Source organism: Streptomyces sp. FIT100 (assembly GCF_024584805.1).
Taxonomy (GTDB): domain Bacteria; phylum Actinomycetota; class Actinomycetes; order Streptomycetales; family Streptomycetaceae; genus Streptomyces.
The window spans coordinates 2927733-2953694 of the sequence record NZ_CP075715.1; the positions used below are offsets into that span (position 1 = coordinate 2927733).

Annotated in this window: 26 protein-coding genes and 1 other RNA gene; 6 read left to right on the plus strand and 21 right to left on the minus strand. The window is 71.2% G+C overall.

The genetic code is table 11. The annotated features are described in order from the left end of the window. Window positions 1–4: 4 nt before the first annotated feature. From KK483_RS12775 to KK483_RS12795, 5 genes are all read right to left on the minus strand, one after another. Window positions 5–856 carry a carbohydrate ABC transporter permease gene (locus KK483_RS12775; RefSeq protein ID WP_262005356.1) on the minus strand — a complete coding sequence of 284 codons (852 nt, stop codon included), beginning with the start codon at window positions 854–856 and terminating at the stop codon, window positions 5–7. Next, entirely contained in the window at window positions 853–2043 is a 1191-nt protein-coding gene (locus tag KK483_RS12780) for an ABC transporter permease subunit (protein ID WP_262005357.1), read from the minus strand. The genes KK483_RS12775 and KK483_RS12780 overlap by 4 nt, the downstream gene beginning before the upstream one ends. Window positions 2044–2046: 3 nt before the next feature. Then, on the minus strand, window positions 2047–3351 hold the full coding sequence (locus KK483_RS12785) for an extracellular solute-binding protein (protein ID WP_262005358.1): 1305 nt from the start codon (window positions 3349–3351) through the stop codon (window positions 2047–2049). Window positions 3352–3576: 225 nt separating this feature from the next. Next, on the minus strand, window positions 3577–3861 hold the full coding sequence (locus tag KK483_RS12790) for a DUF3039 domain-containing protein (protein ID WP_242337145.1): 285 nt from the start codon (window positions 3859–3861) through the stop codon (window positions 3577–3579). Window positions 3862–4050: 189 nt separating this feature from the next. Next, on the minus strand, window positions 4051–4611 hold the full coding sequence (locus KK483_RS12795; RefSeq protein WP_262005359.1) for a YqgE/AlgH family protein: 561 nt from the start codon (window positions 4609–4611) through the stop codon (window positions 4051–4053). 286 nt (window positions 4612–4897) lie between these two features. Here KK483_RS12795 and murA point away from each other — a divergent pair, with 286 nt between their 5' ends. Continuing rightward, window positions 4898–6238, plus strand: coding sequence for a UDP-N-acetylglucosamine 1-carboxyvinyltransferase (gene murA / locus KK483_RS12800; RefSeq protein WP_262005360.1), 1341 nt, complete (start codon window positions 4898–4900; stop codon window positions 6236–6238). A gap of 154 nt (window positions 6239–6392) precedes the next feature. Here the strand turns inward: murA and KK483_RS12805 are convergent, their stop codons facing one another. The 7 genes from KK483_RS12805 to KK483_RS12835 all read right to left on the minus strand — a co-directional run bounded on the left by KK483_RS12805 (window position 6393) and on the right by KK483_RS12835 (window position 13619). Then, a complete protein-coding gene (locus KK483_RS12805; RefSeq protein WP_004571953.1) occupies window positions 6393–6674 on the minus strand; it encodes an HU family DNA-binding protein in 282 nt (93 codons plus the stop codon). A 310-nt stretch (window positions 6675–6984) separates the two neighbouring features. Further along, window positions 6985–8418: an NAD-dependent malic enzyme gene (locus tag KK483_RS12810; RefSeq protein WP_262005361.1), complete on the minus strand. Its 1434-nt coding sequence runs from the start codon at window positions 8416–8418 to the stop codon at window positions 6985–6987. 372 nt (window positions 8419–8790) lie between these two features. Then, complete coding sequence (locus tag KK483_RS12815) at window positions 8791–9024, minus strand: hypothetical protein (protein WP_262005362.1); 234 nt, start codon at window positions 9022–9024, stop codon at window positions 8791–8793. A gap of 4 nt (window positions 9025–9028) precedes the next feature. After that, window positions 9029–11305: a UvrD-helicase domain-containing protein gene (locus tag KK483_RS12820; RefSeq protein ID WP_262005363.1), complete on the minus strand. Its 2277-nt coding sequence runs from the start codon at window positions 11303–11305 to the stop codon at window positions 9029–9031. Window positions 11306–11411: 106 nt separating this feature from the next. Continuing rightward, entirely contained in the window at window positions 11412–12341 is a 930-nt protein-coding gene (locus tag KK483_RS12825; RefSeq protein ID WP_262005364.1) for an anti-sigma factor, read from the minus strand. Beyond that, entirely contained in the window at window positions 12338–12925 is a 588-nt protein-coding gene (locus tag KK483_RS12830; RefSeq protein ID WP_242337160.1) for a sigma-70 family RNA polymerase sigma factor, read from the minus strand. Before KK483_RS12830 ends, KK483_RS12825 begins: the two co-directional genes overlap by 4 nt. 112 nt (window positions 12926–13037) lie before the next feature. After that, window positions 13038–13619, minus strand: coding sequence for an ABATE domain-containing protein (locus KK483_RS12835; RefSeq protein WP_262005365.1), 582 nt, complete (start codon window positions 13617–13619; stop codon window positions 13038–13040). Between the two features lie 80 nt (window positions 13620–13699). Here KK483_RS12835 and KK483_RS12840 point away from each other — a divergent pair, with 80 nt between their 5' ends. Both KK483_RS12840 and KK483_RS12845 read left to right on the plus strand, forming a co-directional pair. Beyond that, window positions 13700–13939: a hypothetical protein gene (locus tag KK483_RS12840; RefSeq protein ID WP_262005366.1), complete on the plus strand. Its 240-nt coding sequence runs from the start codon at window positions 13700–13702 to the stop codon at window positions 13937–13939. Further along, entirely contained in the window at window positions 13936–14331 is a 396-nt protein-coding gene (locus tag KK483_RS12845; protein ID WP_262005367.1) for a type II toxin-antitoxin system VapC family toxin, read from the plus strand. Before KK483_RS12840 ends, KK483_RS12845 begins: the two co-directional genes overlap by 4 nt. A 20-nt stretch (window positions 14332–14351) precedes the next feature. Here the strand turns inward: KK483_RS12845 and KK483_RS12850 are convergent, their stop codons facing one another. The 6 genes from KK483_RS12850 to KK483_RS12875 form a co-directional block, all read right to left on the minus strand. Continuing rightward, on the minus strand, window positions 14352–15506 hold the full coding sequence (locus KK483_RS12850) for a uroporphyrinogen-III synthase (protein ID WP_262005368.1): 1155 nt from the start codon (window positions 15504–15506) through the stop codon (window positions 14352–14354). Between the two features lie 108 nt (window positions 15507–15614). Beyond that, window positions 15615–16967 carry a NarK/NasA family nitrate transporter gene (locus KK483_RS12855; RefSeq protein ID WP_262005369.1) on the minus strand — a complete coding sequence of 451 codons (1353 nt, stop codon included), beginning with the start codon at window positions 16965–16967 and terminating at the stop codon, window positions 15615–15617. Window positions 16968–17073: 106 nt separating this feature from the next. Beyond that, a complete protein-coding gene (locus KK483_RS12860; protein WP_262005370.1) occupies window positions 17074–18276 on the minus strand; it encodes an acyltransferase in 1203 nt (400 codons plus the stop codon). Continuing rightward, complete coding sequence (locus KK483_RS12865) at window positions 18273–20396, minus strand: bifunctional polysaccharide deacetylase/glycosyltransferase family 2 protein (protein ID WP_262009458.1); 2124 nt, start codon at window positions 20394–20396, stop codon at window positions 18273–18275. The genes KK483_RS12860 and KK483_RS12865 overlap by 4 nt, the downstream gene beginning before the upstream one ends. 72 nt (window positions 20397–20468) lie before the next feature. Continuing rightward, window positions 20469–21215, minus strand: a complete 747-nt coding sequence (locus KK483_RS12870) for a hypothetical protein (RefSeq protein WP_262005371.1) — start codon at window positions 21213–21215, stop codon at window positions 20469–20471. Window positions 21216–21374: 159 nt separating this feature from the next. Beyond that, a complete protein-coding gene (locus KK483_RS12875) occupies window positions 21375–22346 on the minus strand; it encodes a LysR family transcriptional regulator (RefSeq protein ID WP_262005372.1) in 972 nt (323 codons plus the stop codon). A gap of 84 nt (window positions 22347–22430) precedes the next feature. Between KK483_RS12875 and KK483_RS12880 the strand changes: the two genes are divergently transcribed. Beyond that, window positions 22431–23696 (plus strand): MFS transporter, encoded by a 1266-nt coding sequence (locus KK483_RS12880; RefSeq protein ID WP_399013988.1) that lies wholly within the window; start codon window positions 22431–22433, stop codon window positions 23694–23696. A gap of 14 nt (window positions 23697–23710) precedes the next feature. Here KK483_RS12880 and KK483_RS12885 read toward each other — a convergent pair whose 3' ends face one another. Then, window positions 23711–23845, minus strand: a complete 135-nt coding sequence (locus tag KK483_RS12885; RefSeq protein ID WP_262005373.1) for a hypothetical protein — start codon at window positions 23843–23845, stop codon at window positions 23711–23713. 290 nt (window positions 23846–24135) lie between these two features. Between KK483_RS12885 and KK483_RS12890 the strand changes: the two genes are divergently transcribed. Further along, window positions 24136–24264, plus strand: coding sequence for a hypothetical protein (locus KK483_RS12890; protein ID WP_262005374.1), 129 nt, complete (start codon window positions 24136–24138; stop codon window positions 24262–24264). After that, on the plus strand, window positions 24249–24926 hold the full coding sequence (locus tag KK483_RS12895) for a hypothetical protein (RefSeq protein ID WP_262005375.1): 678 nt from the start codon (window positions 24249–24251) through the stop codon (window positions 24924–24926). Before KK483_RS12890 ends, KK483_RS12895 begins: the two co-directional genes overlap by 16 nt. 67 nt (window positions 24927–24993) lie before the next feature. Here the strand turns inward: KK483_RS12895 and ssrA are convergent. Next, window positions 24994–25363: a transfer-messenger RNA gene (gene ssrA / locus KK483_RS12900) on the minus strand. 111 nt (window positions 25364–25474) lie between these two features. After that, complete coding sequence (smpB, locus tag KK483_RS12905; protein ID WP_262005376.1) at window positions 25475–25954, minus strand: SsrA-binding protein SmpB; 480 nt, start codon at window positions 25952–25954, stop codon at window positions 25475–25477. Window positions 25955–25962: the final 8 nt, after the last annotated feature.

Genomic DNA, 25962 nt, shown 5'->3' on the forward strand with positions numbered 1-25962 from the left:
GGCGTCAGTCTTTCACCGCTCCGCCCAGCCCCGAAACCAGGCGTCGTTGGACGAGGACGAAGAAGACGAGCACCGGGATCGTCATCACGGTGGACGCCGCCATGATGCCGCCCCAGTCGTTCTCGTCCGGCTTGAAGAAGACCAGCAGGGCCATCGGCAGCGTGGACTGCGAGGTGTCGCTGATGATGAACGACTTCGCGAAGAGGAAGTCGTTCCAGGCCGAGATGAACGAGAAGACGCTCGTCGCGACCAGGCCGGGGAAGACCAGCGGGAAGAGGATCTGCCAGAGGAAACGGGACCGGCTCGCGCCGTCGATGTACGCGGCCTCCTCCAGGGCTTCCGGCACCGCTTTGACGAATCCGCGGAGCATCCAGATCGCGAACGGCAGGGAGAAGGCGATGTGCGGCAGGATCAGCGCGCCGAGGGTGTTGAGCTGACCGAAGTCCCGCATCAGGAAGAAGAGCGGGATGGTCAGCGCCTCGACCGGCACCATCTGGGCGACCAGGAACATGATCAGCAGTGTGGTGCGGAACCGGAATCGGAATCGCGTCACCGCCGTCGCCGCGAGAAAGGCGATGAGCGCGGAGGCGAGCACGACCGAGCCGGCGACGAAGAGGCTGTTGAGGAAGTAGCGGCCGAATTCCTGCTGTTCGAAGACGCGGCGGAAGGAGTCGAGGGACGGGGCGAGCGTCCAGGGGCGGGGCTCGGTGGACTGGATCTCACCTGCCGGTTTGAGCGCGGAGAGGACCATCCAGTAGAGCGGGAAGGCGACGGCGGCCGCGACGGCGAGGGCGGTCGCCTCGGCGGCCAGACGCCATGGTCGGCGAATGCGGAAACGCGGGGAAAGCGCGTTCACAGTTCCTCCCCCTGACGGCGCAGCAGCCGCAGATAGACGAGTGTGACGGCGAGCAGAATCAGCAGCATGACGACGCCGATGGCGGAACCCAGGCTGTACTGCGAGGACGCGAACGCCTTTTGGTAGGCGTAGACGTTGAGGACGAGGTTCTGGCCGGCGATTCCGCCGCCGTTGGTCATCACATAGATCTGTGTGAAGACCTTGAAGTCCCAGATGACGGACTGGATCGTCACGACGACGAGGATGGGCCTCAGCATCGGCGCCAGCACGGAGCGCCAGATCCGCCACTGCGAGGCGCCGTCGAGCGAGGCCGCTTCGACGACCTCGCCGGGAACGGCCCTGATGCCGGCGTAGACGGTGACCATCACGAACGGGAACGAGCACCAGACGACCTCGAGGAGGACGAGGGCGAAGGCGCTGTAGCGGCCGTACGTCCAGGAGAAGTCGCCGAGTCCGAGCACCTTGTTGACGGGCCCGAAGTCGGGGTCGAAGAGGAAGACCCAGACGGTCGACCCGGTGACCGCGGGCGTCGCCCAGGCCCCGAGCGCGGCGAGCATGAGGGCGAGCCGGGGCAGGGCGCGGATCCGGGTGAGCAGTACGGCGAGGGCGCAGCCGACGGCGAGCGTGGCGGCGACGCACGCGGCGGCGAAGAGGACGGTGGCGAGGAGGACCTGCCAGAACCGGCCGTCGCCGAAGAGGGCGGTGTAGTTGCCGAAGCCCTGGAACGAGGTGGGCTCACCACCGCTGACCTGGGCCTGGGTGTACTCCAGGAAGGAGATCAGCCCGAGCTGGTAGATGGGGTACACGAGCAGCCCGCCCAGCACGGCCAGGGCGGGGGCCAGGTAGAGCCACGGCGTCAGTCCCGCGCGGCGCCCCGGCGCCCCCGCCCGCCGGGCACCACGCGCGTTCCCGGGTGCTGCAAGGGCCCGGTGCTCCGGCCGCAGGGCTTCCGCAGCGCCGGACAGGCTCGCAGGCGGGTCACCGGGCGACGCCGGTTCCGGTCGGGGTGCGGGCAGGCTCCGGTCTTCCGCCCGGGAGGGCGGCACATCCGGCTCGGGCACGGCCCGGCCGCGCGGGCCGGAACGCGCGGCCTCCGGTCCGGCGGGCTCGGGGGTGGCGGGCTCCGGTCCGGCGGGCTCCGGTCCGGCGGGCTCGGGGGCGGCGGCCCCCGGCGTGCGGTGCGTCATCGCTCAGCTCGCTGACGCGAACGCCGCGTCCATCTTCTTCGCCGCTTCGTCCGAGGCAGCGGCCACGTCCTTCTTGCCGCTGACGATCTCCTGGAACATCGTCGGCAGGACGAGGGACGCGTCGATCTGGCCCCAGCCGGGGGATGCCGGGACGAACCTGGTGCCGGCGGCGAGGGTGTCGATGAAGGGCTTCACGAAGGGCTCCTTCGTGGCCGCCTGCGCCCGCACGTCGGTGTACGTGGGCAGGAAGCCCATCGCGTCGAACAGCTTGCCCTGGGTCTCCTTGCCGGTCAGCGACTTCATCAGGTCCACGGCGAGCGTGCGGTGCGAACTGCTCTTGAGGACGCCGATGTTGTTGCCGCCCGCGAAGGCCGGGGCGATGGAGCCGGGCGTGTTGCCGGGCAGCGGGACGACGGCGTACTTGCCCTTCACCGAACCCGCCTCGACCGCCGCGTGGCTGAAGTCACCGCCGATCGCCATCGCCGCCTTGCCGGAGGCGAACGCCGTCACGGTCGCGTTGCCGCCCATCGACGCGCACTTGGCGGCCGGGCAGTTGTCGTCGCCGAAGAGCGAGGTGTACGCCTCGATGCCCTTGCGCGCCTCGGGGCTGTTGACGGCCGCCTTGTACGTACCGCCGCCCTCCGTGGCGAGTTCGCCGCCGTTCGCCCAGATGAACGGCATCGCGCCGTACGTGTACGCGCCGCCGACGGCGATCCCGTACAGCTCCGGCTTCGCCTTGTGGATCTTCCTGGCGGTGGAGGCGAGCTCGGCCTGGGTCTTGGGGGGCTGGACGCCGAGCTCCTCGAAGACGTCGGTCCGGTAGTACAGCGCGCGGATGCCGACGAGGAGCGGGGCGCCGTAGACCTTGCCGTCCACCGTGACGGACCGCTTCGCGGTCGGGTCGGTGTCCTTCGCCTCGTCCCAGGCGCTGAACTCCGCGCTGATGTCGGCGAGTCCGCCGTCCTTGACGTATCCGGCGGTGTCGGTGTTGCCGTACTCGATGAGGTCGGGCGCGCTCGCGGGGTCGTTGAAGGCCGCCTTGATCCGCTGGGCGCGGGTGTCGACGGGGATGTACTCGACCTCGACCTCGGTGTCCTTGTGCCGGGCGCGGAAGGAGGCGATCGCCGCGTCGACGACCTGTTCCTTGGGCTTGTTGCTGACCTCCTGGAAGAGCCATACGCGGAGCGTGCCGCTCTTCTCGTCGGCCCTGGCGCTGTTGTCGGAGGTCTGCGGGGCGCACGCGGTGGCGGTGAGACCGGCCAGGGCAAGTGCGGTGACCGGGGCTGCTATTCGGGCAGAGAGCTTCACAGGACGGGACCCCTCCCACTTGGCGTTGCAGCATGTGCAACGTTCGTTTCGCACTGCACAACAGGCGCGACACGCAGGAGGTTAGGGCCGCCCCAACACACCGACAAGAGGTCTCAACCACTCTGTGACCGGCCGGTGCAGCCCGTGCAACGGCGGACGGCCCCCGGGGCGCGCCGCAGCGCACCTCGGGGGCCGTCCGGATACGGAAAGGACCGGCTGACCGGGTTACTTGTCCTTGCCGCCCTTGTCCTTGTCGCCGCCGGGGCCCATGGACTCGTAGATCTCCTTGCACATCGGACAGACCGGGTACTTCTTGGGGTCGCGCCCCGGCACCCAGACCTTTCCGCACAGTGCCACCACGGGAGTGCCGTCGAGGGCGCTCGCCATGATCTTGTCCTTCTGGACGTAATGGGCGAAGCGCTCGTGGTCACCGTCGCCGTGCGACACCTGCGGTGTCGGCTCTACGAGGGTGCCCGTACCTGCCCCGCGCTCGGGCTCGAGAGTGCTCATAAGTGCCAAGGGTACTGAAGGGCGACGGGTGAGGGCACGGCAGCGGGCGGGGCGGGAAAAGGAGCGGGGCCAGGGCCGAGCACGGCAAGGCAGAGAAAGGAGCCATGGCGGAGCCATGGCGACTGACGACAACGCAGCCGGGCGACGGCCATGGGCCCGCGACGCCGCCCCGCCCACTGCTGTGCCCTCTCAATTGAGCGAAGGGTCGTCCGGGTACGTGGCGACCATCGCGAGCTCGTTCCGCTGGCGCCGCAGGACCGCCCGCCACAGGTTCTCGGGGCTCGGCGAGGACACGTCACCGGGCTCCGACTCGACCACGTACCACGCACCCTCGCCGAGCTCGTCCTCCAGCTGGCCGGGGCCCCAGCCCGCGTACCCGGCGAAGATCCGCAGGGAGCCGAGGGCGGCCGCGAGCAGCTCGGGCGGCGCCTCCAGGTCGACGAGGCCGATCGCCCCGTACACCCGCCGCCAGCCGAGCGGGCCCTCGTCGCCGGGGATGACGGCGAGGCCGAGGGCGGAGTCGAGCGAGACGGGGCCGCCCTGGAAGACCACGCCGGGCTCCCCGGCCAGGCCCGCCCAGGGCTCCAGGATGTCGCCGACACCGACCGGGGTGGGCCGGTTGAGGACCACGCCGAGAGAGCCCTCCTCGTCGTGGTCGAGGAGGAGCACCACCGCGCGGTCGAAGTTCGGATCCGCGAGGGCCGGAGTGGCGACGAGCAGCCGCCCTGTGAGGGAGGACACCTCGGTCATGGGAGACATGATCCCGCATCTTCGCCCTCCGCGGGGCGCGAGCGGCGGAGTGTGAACCGGCGCAGCTCAGGGCGCACTGCGGCGGCGGGAGGGCGCGGGACCGACAGCAAACGGACGGTAACCGTCCGCAAGCGCGCCGGAACGGAACGTATTGTGCCGAATTCATTACGCATGGCTGCCCCCCTTGGCCTTACCCAGCAGGGGTAGGTGGGCCTTAACCTTTTCCCTGGCCCTGCCCGACCTCCCCCTCGCCTCCGCTGGGGGGACCCTCCGGAACGCGAGATTCATGACCGGCACAGACGATGTACTGCTTGTCCACGGCGGAACCCCGCTGGAGGGCGAGATCCGCGTCCGCGGCGCCAAGAACCTGGTGCCGAAGGCTATGGTCGCCGCGCTGCTCGGCAGCGAGCCGAGCCGGCTGCGCAATGTGCCCGACATCCGCGACGTGCGGGTGGTGCGCGGACTGCTGCAGCTGCACGGTGTGACCGTACGACCCGGCGACGAGCCCGGCGAGCTGGTGCTCGACCCGACGCACGTCGAGAGCGCGAACGTCGCTGACATCGATGCCCACGCGGGCTCCTCGCGGATCCCGATCCTCTTCTGCGGCCCGCTGCTGCACCGGCTCGGCCATGCCTTCATCCCGGGTCTGGGCGGCTGCGACATCGGCGGCCGGCCGATCGACTTCCACTTCGACGTGCTGCGGCAGTTCGGCGCGAAGATCGACAAGCGGGCAGACGGACAGTACCTGGAGGCGCCGCAGCGGCTTCGCGGTACCAAGATCCGGCTGCCGTACCCGTCGGTCGGCGCGACCGAGCAGGTGCTGCTGACGGCGGTGCTGGCGGAGGGTGTCACCGAGCTGTCCAACGCGGCCGTCGAGCCGGAGATCGAGGACCTCATCTGCGTGCTGCAGAAGATGGGCGCGATCATCGCGATGGACACCGACCGGACGATCCGGATCACCGGCGTCGACAAGCTGGGCGGCTACAACCACAAGGCGCTGTCGGACCGCCTGGAGGCGGCGTCCTGGGCGTCGGCTGCGCTGGCGACCGAGGGCAACATCTACGTGCGCGGCGCGCAGCAGCGCTCGATGATGACCTTCCTGAACACCTACCGCAAGGTCGGCGGCGCCTTCGAGATCGACGACGAGGGCATCCGCTTCTGGCACCCGGGCGGCTCCCTCAACGCGATCGCGCTGGAGACGGACGTGCACCCCGGTTTCCAGACCGACTGGCAGCAGCCGCTGGTGGTGGCGCTGACGCAGGCGGCGGGGCTGTCGATCGTCCACGAGACGGTGTACGAGTCGCGCCTCGGCTTCACGTCCGCGCTCAACCAGATGGGTGCCCACATCCAGCTGTACCGGGAGTGCCTGGGCGGCTCGGACTGCCGCTTCGGCCAGCGGAACTTCCTGCACTCGGCGGTCGTGTCCGGCCCGACGAAGCTCCAGGGCGCGGATCTGGTCATCCCCGACCTGCGGGGCGGCTTCTCGTACCTGATCGCGGCGCTGGCGGCGCAGGGGACGTCGCGGGTGCACGGGATCGACCTGATCAACCGGGGCTACGAGAACTTCATGGAGAAGCTCGTGGAGCTGGGCGCCAAGGTGGAGCTGCCGCGGGGGGCGACGGTCTGAGGCCCGGGGTCCTGTCCGCGAGGGCGCCGGTCGGCTGGATCCAGCCGACCGGCGCCCTCGCGTTTCCGGGCCACGAGGCCCTGCCACGGCCTGTGCGAACAGCAAAGGGCGGCCACCCCCGTCCCGGGGTGGCCGCCCTGTCGCTCAGGGGCTCTTACTTGCCCTTGGCGGCTTCCTTGAGCTTGGAGCCCGCGGAGACCTTCACGCTGTAGCCGGCCGGGATCTGGATCGGGTCGCCGGTCTGCGGGTTACGAGCGGTGCGAGCGGCACGGTGGGTGCGCTCGAAGGTCAGGAAGCCGGGGATGGTGACCTTCTCGTCGCCCTTGGCGACGACCTCGCCGACCGTCTCGGCGAGAGCGGCCAGCACGGCGTCGGCGTCCTTGCGGGTCACCTCGGCGCGGTCGGCCAGCGCGGCCACCAGCTCACTGCGGTTCATGTTGTTACTCCCGTGTTCTTCTTGCCTGTGAGGCGTGAGATCGAAGCCGATGCTGCCAGGGCCCTCGGACAGTCCCCGGACCCGGGTCTGCTGTCAGACCCTCGCGCCCAATTGAGCATCCTGCCCCCACCAGCGGCGGGAAAGCCAATCCGGCACCCTCCGGAGTCACACGAAAAGCGCCACTGGCATCTTCTGGTGACGTTCCGTCGACTCGGCGGAGACGCCGCGGAGCCATGGGGCCGGTCGCGGGCTCATATGACGGCCACCCTAGAGGGGCATTCCTGAGCCCGCGACTTGCGACGCGCCGGGGTCAGACCGACGTGTTCACCGTCACGCCCGCGCCGGCCGCCCTCGCGGCGTCGCGCACGGCACCCGCGACCGCACCCGCCACCTTGTCGTTGAAGACGGACGGAATGATGTAGTTCGGGTTGAGCTCGTCCTCGGTGACGACGTCCGCGAGGGCCGTGGCCGCCGCGAGCATCATTTCCGTGTTCACCGTACGGGACTGTGCGTCGAGGAGCCCGCGGAAGACACCCGGGAAGACCAGCACGTTGTTGATCTGGTTGGGGAAGTCGGAGCGGCCGGTGGCGACAACTGCGGCCGTCTGGCGAGCGATTGCCGGGTCCACCTCGGGGTCCGGATTCGCGAGCGCGAACACGATGGCGTCCTCCGCCATCGCCGCGACGTCCTCCGCGCCGAGCACGTTCGGCGCGGAGACACCGATGAAGACGTCGGCGCCGCGCACGGCCTCCTTGAGGGTGCCGGTGACGCCCTCGGGGTTGGTGTTGTCGGCGATCCAGCGCAGTGGCGTGCCGGGCGCGGCGTCCACGAGGTCGGCGCGCCCCGCGTGCACGACGCCGTGGATGTCGGCGACGACGGCGTGCTTGACGCCCGCAGCCAGGAGCAGCTTCAGGATGGCCGTACCGGCGGCGCCGGCGCCGGACATGACGACGCGTACGTCCCCAACTGCCTTGCCCACCACGCGGAGCGCGTTGGTGAGCGCGGCGAGCACGACGATCGCGGTGCCGTGCTGGTCGTCGTGGAAGACGGGGATGTCGAGGGCCTCGCGGAGCCGCGCCTCGATCTCGAAGCAGCGGGGCGCGGAGATGTCCTCCAGATTGATGCCGGCGAAGCCGGGGGCGATCGCCTTGACGATCTCGACGATCGCGTCGGTGTCCTGGGTGTCCAGGCACAGCGGCCAGGCGTCGATACCGGCGAAGCGCTTGAAGAGGGCCGCCTTGCCCTCCATGACGGGCAGTGCGGCCTTCGGGCCGATGTTGCCGAGGCCGAGGACGGCGGAGCCGTCCGTCACGACTGCGACGGAGTTGCGTTTGATGGTGAGGCGGCGGGCGTCCTCGGGGTTCTCGGCGATCGCCATGCAGACGCGGGCCACACCCGGCGTGTAGACCATGGAGAGGTCGTCACGGTTGCGGATGGGGTGCTTGGACTGCATCTCGATCTTGCCGCCGAGGTGCATCAGGAACGTACGGTCGGAGACCTTGCCGAGGACGACGCCCTCGATGGAGCTGAGCTTTCCGACGATCTCGTCGGCGTGCGTCGTCGACGTGGCCGCGATGGTGACGTCGATACGCAGCTTCTCGTGGCCGGACGCCGTGACGTCGAGACCGGTGACCGAACCGCCGGAGGACTCGACAGCCGTGGTGAGCTGGGACACCGCGGTTCCGCTCGCGGGCACCTCCAGCCGGACCGTCATCGAGTACGAGACGCTGGGCGCCGTTGCCATGGCCGAGTTCCTCTGCTTTCCCTAGCTTCATTGCTGCATCGCCCGGCAGCGGCCGGGCGGGGCCATCCGATGGTCGCACCTACCAGCCAGTAGCTGGTAATAGTGGTCGTTTTGGTTTCGGAAAACTTTTTCCACCATACGAGAACCTGCCGGAAAACAGAAGAGGTCCGTGCCACCCAAGGGGTGACACGGACCTCTGCCGCACGAACTGAGTGGCACCGACCCGCCATGCTCGCCTCGCGGCAAGTGGTCCCTCTGAGGGACGAAGGTTGGGCCCGGGGGCTTGGATCGAGCCGGTGCCACAGCCAGGCTAACAAAGAGTCCTGGAAGGTGATTCCCCGTACGGCGAGTTGACCCCGAACGGACCTGTTCTCAGCTGCCGCGGGCGGCCGGCGCCGCCGCGACGAGCCGCCGCAGACCGGGACGGTCCAGGTCGTCGGGCGGCAGCCCCTTGGATCCGGCGTCGGTGCCGAAGCCGACACGGTCCTCGTCCGCCGTGACGACCGCGTCCGGGAACTCGGCCAGAAGCAGCGCGCAGGTCCTGCGTCCCAGCTCGGCGACGTGCGCGTCGGCGGCCGCCGGCACCCGCTCCGTCTCCTCGTCCATGGAGTCAGCTTCTCAGCAGATCGGGAACGCCGCCGGCGTCCGGCTCGTCCGCCTTGCCCGAGACCACCGTGAGCTGCCGGGTCGCACGGGTCAGCGCCACGTACAGCACCCGCAGTCCTGCGGAACTTTCGTCGGCGATCTCCGCGGGCGACACGACGACGGTCGCGTCGTACTCCAGGCCCTTGGCCTCCAGCGAACCCAGCGCCACCACCCGGTCGCCGAGCCCCGCCAGCCAGCGCGCCGCCTCGGCGCGCCGGCGCATCGCGACCACGACGCCGACCGTCCCGTCGACCTGGTCCAGCAGCCGTCTGGCCTCCTCCCGGACCGTCAGCTCGAGGTCGTCCCGTACGACCGTGAACCGCGGCCGTACGCCGGTCGACCGGACCGCGTGCGGGGCCCGCATCCCGGGCATCGCCAGGGCGAGGACGCGGGAGGCGAGCTCGGCGATCTCGGAGGGGTTGCGGTAGTTCACGGTCAGCTCGAAACGGCGCCGCGGACGGGTGCCCAGCGCCTCGTCGCGGGCCTCCGCCGCCTCGTCCGGGTCGGGCCAGGAGGACTGGGCCGGGTCGCCCACGACCGTCCAGGTGGCGTGGCGGCCGCGCCGGCCCACCATGCGCCACTGCATGGGGGTGAGGTCCTGGGCCTCGTCGACGATCACGTGGGCGTACTCGACGCGCTCCGCCGCCAGCCGCTCGGCCCGCTCCCGCTGGGTCTCCTCGCGCTGCGGCATCAGCTCCTCCAGACCGGTGAGCTGGTCCAGCGGGTCGAGCTCGCGCTTCCTCCTCGGGCGCGCCGGGGTGCCGAGCAGCATCTGCAGCTCGTCGAGGAGCGCCACATCGTGCACGGTCAGGCCCTCGCGTCTGAGGCTGCGGGCGACTCTGCGCACCTCGCCGGGGTTGAGGATCCGCCGCGCCCAGCGGCCGAGCCGCCGCTCGTCGGCCATCGCCTCGAGGACACCCCGTGGCGTGAGCTCGGGCCACCAGGCGTCGAGGAACACGATGAACGGGTCCTCGGACGCCACGTCCTCGTCGAAGGACGACCGCAGCTCGGCGGCGAGCTCGGGGTCGGTGTGCCGGGTCGCGGCGCCGGACTGCGCGTACAGCGCGTCCAGCAGCAGCCGGCGGGCGCGCGGCCGCAGCAGGTTCACGGGCGTGGTGCCGCCCAGCACGGCATGGCGGATCCGCTGGAGCTCCTCGCTCTCCAGCTCCAGACGCCGCCCGAAGGCCACGACCCTCAGCCGCTCGGGCGCCTCCCCCAGCTCCAGGGCACCGCGCGCGGCCTTGCGCAGCACCTTCAGCATCCGCGAGGAGCCCTTGATCCGGGCGACGGCCGGATCGTCGTACGCCGTCGCCTCCGCGCCGTCGACCAGGGAGCCGACCGCGCGGATCGCGACCTGGCCCTCCTCGCCGAGGGACGGCAGGACCCCCTCGGTGTACGCGACGAGCAGTGGCGTGGGCGAGACGACGAGGATGCCGCCCGCGTACCGCCGCCGGTCCTGGTAGAGCAGGTACGCGGCGCGGTGCAGGGCGACCGCCGTCTTCCCGGTGCCGGGGCCGCCCTCGACGTAGGTCACGGAGGCGGCGGGGGCTCGGATGACGACGTCCTGCTCGGCCTGGATGGAGGCCACGATGTCCCGCATGGTGTGGGTACGGGCCTGGCCGAGCGCGGCCATCAGCGCGCCGTCGCCGATGACGGGCAGCTCGGCGCCGCCGAGGCGGGCCGTCAGCTCCGGGCGCATCAGGTCGTCCTCGACGCCGAGGACCCTGCGGCCCTTGGAGCGGATGACCCGGCGGCGCACCACCCGGCCGGGGTCGACCGGGGTCGAGCGGTAGAAGGGCGCGGCGGCCGGCGCACGCCAGTCGATGACCAGCGGCGCGTAGTCGGCGTCGAGGACGCCGATGCGGCCGATGTGGAGGGTCTCCGCGATCTCGGCGGTGTTGTCGTCCCGTACGGCGTCGTCGGCGGGCTCGACCGAGGTGTACGCCCCGTCGGGGCCCTTCACACCGTCCTTGCCGCGCAGCAGGTCGATACGGCCGAAGAGGAAGTCCTCGAACTCGTTGTTGAGCCGGTTGAGGTGGACCCCCGCCCGGAACACCTGGGCGTCCCGTTCGGCGAGCGCGCCGGGCGTGCCGACCTGACCGCGTTTGGCGGCGTCCTCCATCAGGAACTCCGCCTCGTGGATCTTCTCCTCGAGACGTCGGTACACCTGGTCCAGATGTTCCTGCTCGACGCCGATCTCACGGTCCCGGACCGTGTCGACAGCGGCTTCCTGCGCGGCCACCGGGGCCCCCTTCTGACGTGCACTGGGCAGCCGTCAACCGTACGCGAAGGGGGCCGCTCGTGTCAGGCGGCGTGATCGGTCCGTGCCCGACCGGTGGCGGGGAGTGTCAGGCGTCGACCTCCACCAGCCGCCTGCCGTCGAAGGTGCGGACCTCGAAGTGATCGATGTCGTTCCGCTCCATGGCCGCGCCGCCGTGCACGTACAGCGGGTTCTTCGCCGACTCGTGCGTGCTGTTCGGGATGCCGTAACCCCACTTGGGGACCGCCCAGGAGGTGACGACCTCCTCCTCGCCGGTCTTGGAGACGGCGATCAGGTTGCACTTGAGCGGGCCCGTGACGTTCTTGAGCTCCAGGACCGTGTGGGTGCCCCAGCCCTTGCGCTCCATCCCGACGGTCGCGCTGACCTTGGTGGTCGCGTCCGTGGCCTGGACCTTCTCCTCCATATGGTGGAAGAAGGCGTCCTCGGCGGGGCTGGTCGGGTGAGGCCCCGCGACATTGCCCGCGCTGGCGTCGTCCTGGGTGACGACCACCGCGACGGCCGGGCCGCCGATGATCAGCACCGCGGATGCCGCGATCATGTACATGCTGCGGCGGCGCTTGCGGGCGCGCTTGACGGCGACCTCGCCGACGAGCCGGTCCAGCAGCTGCGGGCTGGACGCGGTCGGGGTCGGGGTCACCGGCGCGGCAGCGGCGGCGGCAGCCGTCCGGGGCGGGGGTTCCATGATCCTGCTCTCGAACGGCAGGGCGCCCGGCACCGGCGGTCCTGACCGCTGCCCCGGCACCTGCTGTCCGGGCGCCTGCTGTCCCGGCACCTGCTCCGCGGAGGGCTCGGCGAGCATGGCGAGCATCGGTTCCATGCCCGCGAACTCCTCGAGGTGGGCCGCGCAGATGTCGCAGCCCGCGAGGTGCGCCTCGAAGGCGGTGGCTTCCGCATCGTCCAGGATGCCGAGGACGTACGCCCCGACGGTTTCGTGGACGGAACCTTCCTCGGGCTGTCCGTACTGTCCGAACTGCCCGTACGGATCCTGCCTGTTCATGCCGTGACCCCCCTCTCCTCCAGAGCGAGCTTCATGGAACGCAGTGCGTAGAAAACACGGGACCGCACGGTCCCGCTGGGTATGCCGAGCGTTTCGGCGGCCTCATTGACCGTACGCCCCTTGAAGTACGTCTCGACGAGTACTTCCCTGTGCGCCGGGGTCAAATCGTCGAGCGCATCCGAAAGCGTCATCAGCCACAACGCCTTGTCGATCTCGTCCTCCGCGGGCATGACCTCCAGCGGCGACGGATCGACCTCCTGCGGCCGGGCCTGCCGGCTGCGGTGACCGTCGATGACGATGCGGCGTGCGACCGTCACCAGCCAGGGTCGGACAGAACCGGTGGCCCGATTGAGCTGACCGGCGTTCTTCCAGGCACGGATGAGCGTCTCCTGAACCACGTCCTCGGCCCGCTGGCGGTCACCGGCGACGAGGCGCAGAACGTAGGCGAGGAGGGGTCCGGCGTGCTCCTGATACAGCGCGCGCATCAGCTCCTCGTCCGGGACGGGAGTGCTGGTGCGCGGTGCAACGGCTCGATGCCGGGCCTGCCCTGAACGGTCATCGGCCACGGCGGCATCCTTGCGCACCTGAACCTCCCGGTCGAGACCCTGTCTGATGTCTGACTGCTTCCCTGTCTCGCATCAGTACGGAGGCGCGCGCCGTTGTGCTCAACGCGGCCGGGAAAACTTTCGGAATCCTTTATCCGGAGCGGCGAGTTCCGGCGCGGCGCCGGTGCCTGGCCACCCGTTCGCGGTTGCCGCACACCTCGCTGGAGCACCAGCGGCGCCGCCGCCCCCGCGAGGTGTCGACGTACACGCGCGGGCAGTTGTCGCCCTCGCAACGACGCAGCCTGGCGCGGGTGACGGGGTCGGTGAGCAGCTCCACGGCGTCGCGCGCGACGGCGGCGAGGAGTTCGTCGCGGCGGGGCGGGTCGAGCGGGGCGCGCACGAGGGTGCCGTCGTCGCCGCGTACGGCGCGAGGGGCGGGCGGAGCGGCCTCGGCGGCAAGGCGGTTGAGCCGGACCAGGGCGCCGTCGTCGGTCCTGCCCTCCAGCTCCGCGTGGACCAACCGGGCCACGCAGTCGCCGAGTTCGCGAAATGGCGGAATCCAGCTCACGGCCACCGCGTCGAGGGGCGTGCCGGGAGGCAGCAGCCCGGATCCCTTCAACCAGCCGGCGAGCAGCTCCGGCCGCTCCGGCGCCGCCGCCACGAGATCCAGGCAGACCCGCCCGGCCTCGAACCGCCACTCCCGCCACTCGTACGCGCCCATACCCATGGCCATGGGTTCAGAGTGCCCGTGCGGCCGGGCGACCGGAACCCCTCCGGCTTGCCCTCGACACCTCGCACATGCACAATGCATGCATGGTGGCATTGCAGATTCGTGATGTACCGGTCGAAGTCCGCGACATACTGGCCGGTCGAGCCCAGCAGCTGGGCCAGTCCTTGCAGGCATATCTCCTGTCGCTCGTCACGGCCGAGGCGCAGCGGGCGAACAACATCGCCTTGCTTCGCAGCTTCGAGAACCGCGCCGACGGCGCCTGCAGCACGGCGGCCGAGACCGCCGCGGAGATCGAGGCCGCACGAGCGCAGCGCGAACGTTGATCGTCGTCGACGCCTCCGCACTCACCGAAGCCCTGACCGGTGACGGCACAGCAGGCAAGGCCACCCGCGCGCGGCTCATGCGGGACACTCACTGGGCGGCGCCGGACCACCTCGTCGTCGAGACCTTTCACTCAGTCCGGGGACGGCTGCTCGGCGGCAAGATCACGCCCTCGCGCGCGGACGCGGCGGTTGAAGCCCTGTGCCAGGTCGCGCTGGAGACGGTCGCCGTGCAGCGGCTGCTGCCCCGCATGTGGGAGCTGCGTCAGAACGTCTCCGGCTACGACGCCGCGTACATCGCGGCAGCCGAGACCTTCAGCTGCCCGCTGATCACGGGCGACGCCCGGCTCAGCCGCTGCAAGGCCGCACGCTGCACCATCGAGGTCCTCGCCTGACGGCAGGGTCCCCAACCGCTCTACGCGTCCGCGTACTTCGTGTCCACCGCCGGGTCCAGCGCCAGCCGGTAGCCCCGCTTCACCACGGTCTGGATGAGGTTCGGCGCGCCGAGTGCCGCACGGAGCCGGGCCATCGCCGTCTCCACGGCGTGCTCGTCGCGGCCCGCGCCCGGCAGCGCGCGGAGCAGGTCGGCACGGGAGACGACCCAGCCGGGGCGGCGGGCCAGGGCGTTGAGGAGGGACATGCCGGCGGGCGGGACGGGGCGCAGCTCACCGTCGACGAGGACCGCGTGGCCCCGGATCTCCACCCGCCGGCCCGCGAGCGGCAGGCTGCGGGCGCGCGAGGGGAGTTCGACGCACAGCAGCTGGACGAGCGGGCCCAGCCGGAAGCGCTCCGGCTGGATCGTGTCGAGGCCGCGCGACTGGAGCGGCAGCGCGGTCACCGGGCCGACGCACGCGGCCATGACGTCGTGTCCGAGCGCGTCCAGCAGCCGCGGGAGCATCCCGCGTTGCTCGGCGCGCGAGAACAGCGACGCCGCGGCCGGTGCGCTGGTGAAGGTCAGCGCGTCGAGCGAGCGCGCCACCGTCGCGTCCAGCAGCCGGTCCAGCGGGGCCACGTCCTCAGGCGGCATCCAGCGGTAGACCGGTACGACGACGACCTCCGCGCCCCCGGCCCGCAGCGCCTCCACGAAGCCCGGCAGCGGCTCCCCGTGCAGCTGGAGGGCGATGCGCCGGCCTGCAACGCCCTCCGCGAGGAGCCGGTCCAGCACCTCCGCCATCGACTCGGAGGCCGGCGACCACTCCTCGGTCAGCCCGGCCGCCCTGATCGCGCCCTTCACCTTGGGCCCGCGCGCGAGGAGTTCGACGCCGCGCAGGCAGGCGAGGAGTTCTTCGCCGCAGCCCCAGCCGTCCGCCGCCTCCACCCACCCGCGGAAGCCGATCGCCGTCGTGGCGACGACGACGTCCGGGGCCTGGGCGATGAGCTCCTTGGTCGCCGCGAGGAGTTCGCCGTCGTCCGCGAGCGGCACGATCCGCAGGGCGGGGGCGTGCAGCACGGCCGCGCCGCGTCGCTGGAGCAGCGCGCCCAGTTCGTCGGCGCGCCGGGCCGCCGTGACCCCCACGGTGAAGCCGGAGAGCGGGCCGACGGTGGGGGTGCCGTGCTGTTCGTCGTACATGCCGTCCGAGCCTGGCAAGGGAGCATGACGGGCTCGGTTCGCGTGCGTTTCCTCGTCGTTACGGGAGGCGCGCCGGCTCACAGCGCATCACAGTTCGGCATGAGCGCATCACACTTCGGCATAGCTGAGCTGCGGCTTCGTCTCGGAGGTGGCGGCCGGTGCGGGGGCGGCCCCGGGGCGGCGAAGGTATACCGCCCAGGTGACCGCGAAGCACACCCCGTAGCAGAGGAGGAAGGCGACGAACGCGCTCGTCCCCGTCCCGGCCGTCAGGAACGACTGCCGGAAGGCCAGGTTGATGGCGAGTCCGCCGAGCGCGCCGACCGCGCCGATCAGCCCCATCGAGGCGCCGGACAGCCTGCGTCCGTACGCCTCCGCCGTCTCGCCCATCATGCCCTTGGCCAGCGCCTTGGCCTGGAAGATGCCGGGGATCATCTTGTACGTGGACCCGTTGCCGAGGCCGCTGAGGACGAACAGGGCGATGAAGCCGACGAGGAACACCGTGAGCGATTCGGCCATGGACGCGTGGACGACGACGCCCGTGGCCCCGGCCATCGCGGCGAACGTCCACAGCGTGATCCTCGCCCCGCCGAAGCGGTCCGCCAGCCATCCGCCGACCGGCCTGATGAGCGAGCCGAGCAGCGGCCCGGCGAAGGTGAGCGACGCGGCCTGCAGCGGGGTGCGTCCGAACTGGGTCTGGAGCACCAGCCCGAAGGCGAAGCTGTAGCCGATGAAGGACCCGAACGTCCCGATGTAGAGGAACGACATGATCCAGGTGTGTGCGTCCCTGACGGCCTCCTTCGCCGCCCCGGTGTCGTTCCTCACGGGTGCGAGGTTGTCCATGAACAGCGCGGCGCAGAGCGCGGCGATCGCGATCAGCGGGATGTAGACCCCGAGCACGACCCGCGGGTGCGCGGCGCCCGCGACACCGATGACCAGCAGTCCGACGAGCTGCACCACGGGCACGCCGATGTTGCCGCCGCCCGCGTTGAGCCCCAGCGCCCAGCCCTTCTTCCGCAGCGGGAAGAAGGAGTTGATGTTCGTCATGGACGAGGCGAAGTTCCCGCCGCCGACCCCGGTGAGCGCCGCGACCGCCAGGAACGTCCCGTACGAGGTGCCGGGCTCCATCACCAGGTACGCGGCCCCGGTCGGCAGGAGCAGGAGCAGCGCGCTGAAGACGGTCCAGTTCCGCCCGCCGAACCGCGCGACGGCGAAGGTGTACGGCACCCGGATGACCGCGCCGACCAGGGTCGCGGTGCCGATGAGGAAGAACTTCCCGGCCGGGTCCACCCCGTACTCCGGCCCCATGAACAGGACCATGACCGACCACAGGGTCCAGACCGAGAACCCGATGTGCTCGGACAGGACGGAGAAGGCCAGATTCCGCCGGGCGATCCGCTCCCCCTGCTCCTTCCAGAAGAGTTCGTCCTCCGGGTCCCACCGCTCGATCCACCTGCCGGCCATGGCCGCCTCCCTAGCTGCGTCGGGTAGTGCGGCCGACGCTAGGGACGACGGGTTTCAGCCCTGTGGTGCGACGTGACCGGCGTGGAACCTTGCTCTCACCCGGGGGTCAGGGCTGCTGTGAGCGCCTCTTCGCACGCGGTGCGTCGCCGTTCGGCCACAGCCGGGGCCTGCGCCTGGCGGCGAGGTCCTCCGCCCAGCCGAAGAGCACGATGCACCCCGCGATCAGCGCCCAGGCGAGCACCAGCACCGGCACCCAGCTGTCCAGCAGCCAGGAGAACCGGTCCTCCAGGAACCCGATGTCCCAGAGCTGGTCCCAGAGCGTCGCGGCCATGAGGATGCACACGTTGCTCCACAGATAGACCGTGACCGCCCGCGAGTTGAGCAGGGTGACGGTGCTGTCCCAGGCGCGCAGCCGCGGCGGCCATGCGGACCAGGAGGGGCTGAGGTGGAGCAGCAGGAGCACGGCCCCGAACGACCACAGGGCCTGTGCCACCGGGATGCTGTCGAGGTCGAAGCCGGTGCGGAAGCCCTCGTGCACGGCCCACCACAGGCCGCCGGCCATGACCACGGGGGCGACCGACGGGACGATGTAGCGCGGCAGACGGCGCAGGACGCCTTCCTGGTGGGCCATGCCGAGGAGCCAGCAGGCGCCGAAGGTGCTGAAGTCGGTGAGGGCGGAGTCGATCCGCTCGGGCAGGGACAGGACCTCGGCGGCGAGGACGGCGGAGAGCGCGAGCGGCGCCACGAGCGTCACCAGGGGCGCCTTCCGCAGGGCCCGCAGCAGGAACGGGGAGAGCAGGACGTACCAGAGGTACGCGCGGATGTACCAGAGCGGGCCCGCGAGGTCCTCGGCCCAGGCTCCGCCCAGCAGGCCCGGTACGCCCGTGAGCCCCTCGGCGGCGTAGGGCGGGTCGCTGACCGGGACGATCCAGAACAGCAGATGCGTCCACCACCAGCCGGGGTGGCCTTCCGCGTCGGGCCCCCAGCCCTGGAGCACCATGCCCGTCACACCGACCGCGCCGAGCACCCACAGCGGCGGCAGCAGTCGCCGCATCCGGCCCCGGACCACCTGGACCGCGGGGCGCTTGAGGGAGCGGGCCATCAGATTGCCCGCCAGCGCGAACATGACGCCCATGGACGGGAAGACCAGCGGCAGCCAGGCCCAGCCGACCAGGTGGTAGAGGACGACCCGGAAGAGCGCGATCGCGCGCAGCAGGTCGAAGTAGCGGTCCCGGCCCGGGGCGGGACCGGGCTCGGGAGGCTCCGCCCTGTGACGGGCGGAGGGGGCTGCGGTCGTTCCGGTCGTCACGCGACGGGCCTCCGGTCATCGCTGCCGCGCCGCGGAGCCGGTATCGCCCCGGGCGCCTCGACCACGCCCGTCCTGCGCAGCTTCTGCCAGCGCAGCCGGCCGCCGGTGAGCGCGGTGATCCAGGACTGGAGCAGCACCACGTACATGAGCTGGCGGTAGAGGATCTGCTGGAGGGGCAGCGAGATCAGGTGCACCATGCGCTCCTTGTCGAGCCGGAACGCGTACGCGGCGCACACCGCCTGGACGGCGAGGACGCCGAGCCAGGCCGCGACGGTCTTCTGGGTGGGTCCGAAGACCAGTCCGTACAGGAGGAAGACGTCGATCAGCGGGGCGAGCAGCGGGAACAGCACCATGAAGAGGGAGACCAGCGGCAGTCCGACCCGGCCGAAGCGGCCGGAAGGGCCGCTCTCGATCAGGGACCTGCGGTGCTTCCAAATGGCCTGCATGGTGCCGTACGACCAGCGGTAGCGCTGGGACCACAGCTGCTGCACGGACTCGGGAGCCTCGGTCCAGGCGCGCGCCCGCTCCGCGTAGACGACGCGCCAGCCGTCGCGGTGGATCGCCATGGTGATGTCGGTGTCCTCGGCGAGGGTGTCGTCGCTCATGCCGCCGACCCGGTCCAGCGCCTGGCGCCTGAAGGCGCCGACCGCGCCCGGGATGGTGGGCATGCAGCGCAGCACGTCGTACATCCGGCGGTCGAGGTTGAAGCCCATCACGTACTCGATGTGCTGCCAGGCCCCGATGAGGGAGTCGCGGTTGCCGACCTTGGCGTTTCCGGCGACCGCGCCGACGCTCGGGTCGCCGAAGGGCTGGACGAGCTCGCGGACGGTGGACGGCTCGAAGACCGTGTCGCCGTCCATCATCACGATGATGTCGTGACGGGCGTTGCGGATCCCGTTGTTGAGGGCGGCGGGCTTGCCCCCGTTGGTCTGCCGGACGACCCGGACGCTGGGCAGCCACATGTCGTCGACGAGGTCCGCGGTGCCGTCGGTCGAGCCGTCGTCGATGACGATGACCTCGATCGGATGGTCGCTCTCCATGAGCGAGCGCACCGTGTTCTCGATGCACTCCTTCTCGTTGTACGCGGGCACGAGCACCGTCACCGGTTCGGTGACCGCCGGACCCCAGCGGAAGCGGCGGCCGCGTACCTTGCGCGCGTGCCCGAAGGAGAGCAGCAGCATCAGTCCGAAGCGGGCGAGGACGAGGACGCCGATCACGGCGAGGCCGACGGTCAGGGCACTGGTGGTCTTCTCCGACACGGCGACCGCCGCGACCCAGGCCCTGCCCTTCCACAGTTCGACCCCGGTGACGGGGGTGTGGGCGCTGGGGGCGCCGAGCGCCTCGGTGAGATGGACGAACCGGTAGCCGCGCTGCTGCATCTGCGGCAGGAAGCGGTCCAGCGCGGCCACGGTCTGCGAGCGGTCGCCGCCGGAGTCGTGCATCAGCACGATCGAGCCCTTGGTGCCCTGCGGCGTCGCGCGCTTGATGATCGCCTCGGCTCCGGGGCGCTTCCAGTCCTCGCTGTCGGTGTCGTTGAACGCCGTGATGTAGCCGCGGCTGCCGATGTACTCCGTGACCGGCCAGGACTTGTTGTCCAGCGCGGCCGAGAACGACGAGTACGGCGGGCGGAACAGGGAGGTCCGGATGCCTGCGGCCCCGGCGAGCGCCAGCTGGTTCTGCGAGAGCTCCCAGTCGATGCGGCGCTGCGTCTGGAAGGCCAGATCGGGGTGGTTGAAGGTGTGCAGCCCCACCTCGTGGCCCTCCCTGACCATCCGCTCCACCAGATCGGGGTGGCGGGAGGCCATGGTGCCGGTCACGAAGAAGACGGCGTGCGCCTCGTACTGCTTCAGCTTGTCGAGGACCTTCGGTGTCCACACCGGGTCGGGGCCGTCGTCGAAGGTCAGCACCAGGTTCCGGTCGGGGACGCTCAGCGCCTTGGGCGCGCCCGGGATGCGGGCGTCGACGACCGGGCCGCCGCCCAGGATGTCCTCGGGGACCAGGTCGGTCGGGGCCGGGGGCCGTACGCGGTGGTCGGCGAGGATCTCGCTGTGCACGTACCCGCGCAGCATCAGCATCACGAGCAGCGCGACGAGGAAGAGCGAGGGCAGCAGATAGCGCATGGGCAGTCTGCGCCGCACGGCGGGCTGCCCGCCGCGCGGCCGCTGACGGGCCGGTCTGCCGGAGGAACTCATTTACGGTGTGCCTTCCCCGGCGAGCTGCCGGCCGCCCGGCAGTCCCGGGATGTCGATGGGTGGCCCTGTCTCCGTGGGGGTCGTCGAGGGGGCGGGGCTGGTGGACGGCTGCTCGCCGCCGGAGCCGCCGGACGCGCCCGTACCGCCGGTTGCGTCGGTGCCGCCCGCGTCGCCCGCGGAGGTGCCGGGCGTGCTGGACGCGGTGGTCTGGGGGCCGTCGGTGGCCCCGCCCGTGTTCCCGGCGCCGGTGGAGGTGTCCGCTCCGGCGGCCGCGTCCGCGGAGGCGCTGGGCCGGGCGTCCGTGCCCGGCTCGCCCGCAGCGGCGGCCGGATCCCCCGAGGGCAGGTCGGCGGCACCGCTGGGGGACGGGGCGCCGGTGACCTCCGCGGGTGCCGCGGTGGCGGAGGCATCCGAGACCGGTGCCGGCGACACCTCGACCGTGGTGGCCTCCTCGTCCGCCCCGCCGGGTATCAGCAGCGACGGCGCGTTGGAGTTGCCGCCGATGAGGGCGATGACGAGGGTGACGGCGTAACCGGCGCAGGCGAGCGCCAGGATCCATCCGATGCGCCGGAACTTCTTGCTGCGGCGGCCGCTCTCGTCGACGAACACGGGGCCGTCGGAGCCTTCTTGGGCGTTCGGCTGGGTGCGGAGCTCCGAGAGCTGCCGCCCGAGGCCGTCGATCTGGACCGTGACCTCGTTGGGGTCATGGGTGTGCCCTGTCCGGGCGTTTTCTCGCCAATTTTCCACTGCTGTACGCACATCCCCCACTGAACGGAGAAGCGGGTGCGCGTCGACCGACCGGATACGTGCCGTCGGACCGGGTCCCCACCCCTGTCCGAGCGCCCCCTACCACGCTGCACCCGGAGCACGAATGTAGCGCACGCCAACCAGAGCCGTACGCGTGTATCAGCAGTTGTCCGGCATGAGCTCCCTGTCGGTCTCCGGGAGCCAGCTGCCCGGGGGGATTTCCAGCCATCCCTCCGCCGCCGCGAGCCCCGCGGCGCACGCCCGCAGCGCGTCCAGACCGGGGTGCCGCAGCCCGCGCCGCCACACCAGCGAGACCGGTGACAGCGGTACGGGGTCGACCAGGGGCCGTACGACCATGCCCGGCACCGCGATGAACTCCGTGCTCGCCAGCACCGACCAGCGCTGCTTGCGCACCACCCGGACGAACTCCGCCTCGCCGGTGATCTCCGGGAAGGGGGCGGCCATGGCGATCCCCCGGCCCGCGAAGAGCCGGGCGGCCAGGTCCGTCCACTCGGCGGTGGCCGCGTTGCCCGCGCCCGCGTAGAGGGTCTCCCCCGCCAGGGCGTGAAGCGGCACTTCCGGCAGCGGGGCGAGGGGATGGTCGTCCCTCAGCAGCACGGCCATCCGCTCGTGGCGGACCGGCTGATGGGCCAGACCGTCGCGCAGCGCCGGGTCGAGACCGGCGATCCGGCCGTAGGAGACATCGAGCCGTCCGGCGACGAGCTCGGCGGCGGCGCCGGTGAGACCGCTGAGGTAGCGGGCGACGAACTCCAGGGCGGGGGCCGCCCGTCGGGTCTCCACCAGCACCCGGTGACCGGTGCCGACGGGGGCGCCGATGTCGACGAGCAGCGGCCGGTCCGTGTCCGCGAAGGCCGCGGCCAGCTCGTCCTGGGCGTCCAGGACCCGGCGCGCGTACGGCAGCAGCCGCCGGCCGTCCGCCGTGAGCGTCACCTGCCGGGTGGTCCGCACGAACAGCTCGGCGCCCAACTCCCGCTCAAGGCGGCGGATGTCGCGGCTGAGCGCCTGCTGGGCCACGAACAGCCGGGCGGCGGCGCGGGTGAAGTGGAGCTCGGCGGCGACGGTGGCGAAGGCGCGCAGCAGCCGGGGCTCGATGTCCTGGACCGGGGGCATGGCGCCGAATTTACAACAGGGGTGCGTCAATCGGTGCCGAACAGGTGTTGGACCGGTGCGGGCGCCGGCACCGAACCTTGATCCATGCCGCAGACGACTTCGCAGATGACCACGTCCGGCGGGACGCTGGTCCTGGCGCCCGGATTCGAGGAGCCGGGCCCCGTTCGCCCGCCCGGCCCGTACGCCCGTCTCTTCCGCATCCCCGGCGCCCGGGCCTTCACCGCCGGGAACCTCATCGCCCGTCTCCCCATGGGGATGTTCGGCGTGAGCGCCCTCATCATGATCGCGGGTACCCGCGATTCGTACGCGCTCGCCGGAGCCGTCACCGCGACCGGGCTCGCGGCCACCGCCCTCGTCGCCCCGTGGACCGCCCGGCTCGTCGACCGCCACGGCCAGGCCCGCGTCGCCGTCCCCGCCACCGTCGTCGCCGTCCTCGGCGAGCTGGCGCTGCTGCTGTGCGTCCGGCACGGCGCACCGGACTGGACGCTCTTCGCCGCGTACGCCGCGACCGCCACCATCCCCAACACGGGCGGGATGTCCCGGGCCCGCTGGGCGCATCTCCTCAAGGGCGACCCCGCCGCGCTCCACACGGCCAACGCCTTCGAGCAGGCCGCCGACGAGCTGTGCTTCATGCTCGGCCCGGTGCTTGCGGCGCTGCTGTGCTCGGCGCTCTTCCCCGAGGCGGGCACGCTCGCCGGGGCGCTCCTGCTGCTGGCGGGCGTTCTGGTCTTCGCCGCCCAGCGCGCCACCGAGCCACCGGTGTCCGCCCCGGCCCCGGGGCGGTCGCACTCCCCGCTCCGTACGCCCGGGATGGCCCCGATGCTCGCCGTCTTCCTCGCGACCGGCGCGGTCTTCGGGGCGATGGAGGTCGTCACGATCGCGTTCGCGGACGGTCCCCTCGCGGGGCCCGTACTCGCGTTGCAGGCCGCGGGCTCGTGCCTCGCGGGACTGGTGTACGGAAGAGCCCGCCGCCGCGCGGGACTGCGCAGCTGCCTCGCCGCGATGACGGCCCTGATGGCCCTGCCGCTGCTCGCCGCGACCACGGCCGGCTCGCTGCTCGCCCTCGCGGGCGCGCTCCTGGTCGCGGGGATGGCGACGGCCCCGACGATGGTGACGGGCATGTCCGTGATCCAGCGCCTCACCCCTGCGGGCCGGTTGAACGAGGGCATGACCCTGGCCGTCACGGCCCTGCTCGCGGGCATCGCTGCCGGCTCGGCGGCCGGCGGCTGGGCGGCGGACCACGCGGACCCGGCGTACGGGTACGTGCTCCCGGTGACCGCTGCCGCCGTGGCCCTGCTCACGGCGGCAGCGTCGCACCGGACACGCCCTTGGCTCCGCCCGAGCGGCTAACTCTGCCCGAGCGGCTAGTTCTGCCTGAGCGGCGGCATCGGGACCGGCACCGAGTACGCCGTCGCGCCCGCGCCGCCCCCGCCCTCGCAGCTGTCCGGCGGCTGGGTGCCGAGCCCTCGGTCGGACGGCTTCTCGGCGGCCCAGAACATGTAGCCGAGCATCCCCGCCGTCGCCCCCGGCCCCGTTCGGCGCGAGGTTCTGCACCAACGGCCCGGTCGCCTTCTGCAGCGAGTTCGCGAAGTCCGTGCACTCGGGCAGCGGGCTGCGCCCGTAGGCGATGTACAGCCCGCCCGTGAACTTGGCCGGCGCCAGCGGCGGCACCGGCGGGGCGTACTGCGGCTTGCCGTCCACGTGCTCCTGCCAGTTGGCGGTCGCGCTGCTGAGGGAGGGCTGGCGCGCCGGGACCATCGCGTTGGCGTAGTCGAGCACGGGAGCGTCCGTGCGCAGCCAGTCGGCGGTCGCCTTGCGGTTGATGTCGATCAGCCAGCGGTCGCCGGGCGCCGTGTCGATGGTCAGCCGCGCCGCGGGATCGCTCCCGGTGGCGTCGTACGGGTGCTGGGAGCGGTAGGCGTCGATGAAGGACTGCAGCCCGGCCAGGTCGGGGTCGGTGTTCTGCTCGTAGTCGATCTCGATGCCGACACCGAGCTCGTCGGCGACGGCCGCCGCGTTCAGCCCGAGCTGGGTGGGGTTCTCGGCGAGGGCCGCGTCCCATTCGTCGGTGTAGGTGATGCCTCCGACCGAGAGCATCACGCGGATGCCGTGCGAGGTGAAGTACTGCACGATCTCGGGTGTCATGCCCCGCGGGATCCCGTTCACCGTGGTGGCGTCGTTCGTGCGGTGCAGGAGCTTCAGCGGCTCGACGAAGCTGAGGACGACGAGGTTGACGGAGGGCCTTCCGTCACCGCGGTCGATCAGCCAGTGGTTCATCGAGTCGAACTCGGCGACGCTGCGCACGCGCCCCCAGGGCAGAAGTCGTCGCCGCAGTGCCAGGCGCCGTACACCTGGAGCGGTGTGGCGGCCGCGGCCTGCGGCGTGGTGGCAGTGGTGGGGACGAGAAGGCCGATCAGGAGCCCGAGTACCGCGACGAATCTGTGGCGCATACATGCCTCCGAGGAGGGAGCGGCCGATGGGAAGCGGGGGATGGCGCCACGCAGCGTCGCAGGCCCATACCAATCCGACAAGAGCCCGAACACTCCGGAGCCGGGCATGACGAAGGCCCGGCTGCCGTGACGGCTGCCGGGCCTTCGCCCACATGGGGTGAGCGGGCTGGGGGCCGTAACCCCCCAGGGACCACTGCTGGTGGAGATGGCGGGAATCGAACCCGCGTCCAACGGTGCGGAATCAGGGCTTCTCCGTGTGCAGTCCGCTGCGATTTTCTCGGCCCCGGAGATCACGCGGACAAGTCTCCGACGGGCTCAGCCACTGTTTGATTTCCCTCTACACCCCGTGACCGGGTCTAGAGGTTTAGTTCCCTAGCTGATGCCAGGATCCGGGTCGGGAACAGCCCCGGGCTGACACTTCGCAAGTCGCTACTTAGGCAGCGAGGGCGAAGGAATCGCGCTTGGTGTTGGCGATTATTGGTTGCGACATATGGTTAACGAGATCATTGCCGCTTCCTCGACACGCTTCCCCTGCTTCGACATCCGCTGTCGAAACCGATCATCCCCATGTTGAGTTGACAAACGTGCCCCCTCTGGGAGGGCAGTCCCATCGTACGTGACCAACGCACGACGGTGCCAGCCTATTCCCGGGCGTCGCGCCCAGGCGAGGCCGGCAGGTCAGGCCCGCTGGCGCCGCCGCGCCGCCGACATCGCCCGGTCCGACTCGCGCCGGTCCTGCTTCTCCCGCAGGGTCTGCCGCTTGTCGTACTCCTTCTTGCCCCTGGCGAGGGCGATCTCGACCTTCGCCCGGCCGTCCTTGAAGTACAGGGCCAGCGGCACGATCGTGTGCCCCGTCTCCTGGGACTTGGACTCCAGCTTGTCGATCTCGGCGCGGTGCATCAGCAGCTTCCGCTTGCGCCGGGCGCTGTGGTTGGTCCAGGTGCCCTGGCTGTACTCCGGCACGTGCACGTTGTGTAGCCACGCCTCGTGGCCGTCGATCTGGACGAACCCGTCCGCCAGCGAGGCCCGCCCCTGACGCAGCGACTTCACTTCCGTCCCCATCAGCACGAGACCGCACTCGTAGGTGTCGAGGATGTGGTAGTCGTGCCGCGCCTTCTTGTTCTGCGCGATCAGCTTGCGCCCTTTTTCCTTAGCCATAGTGCGGT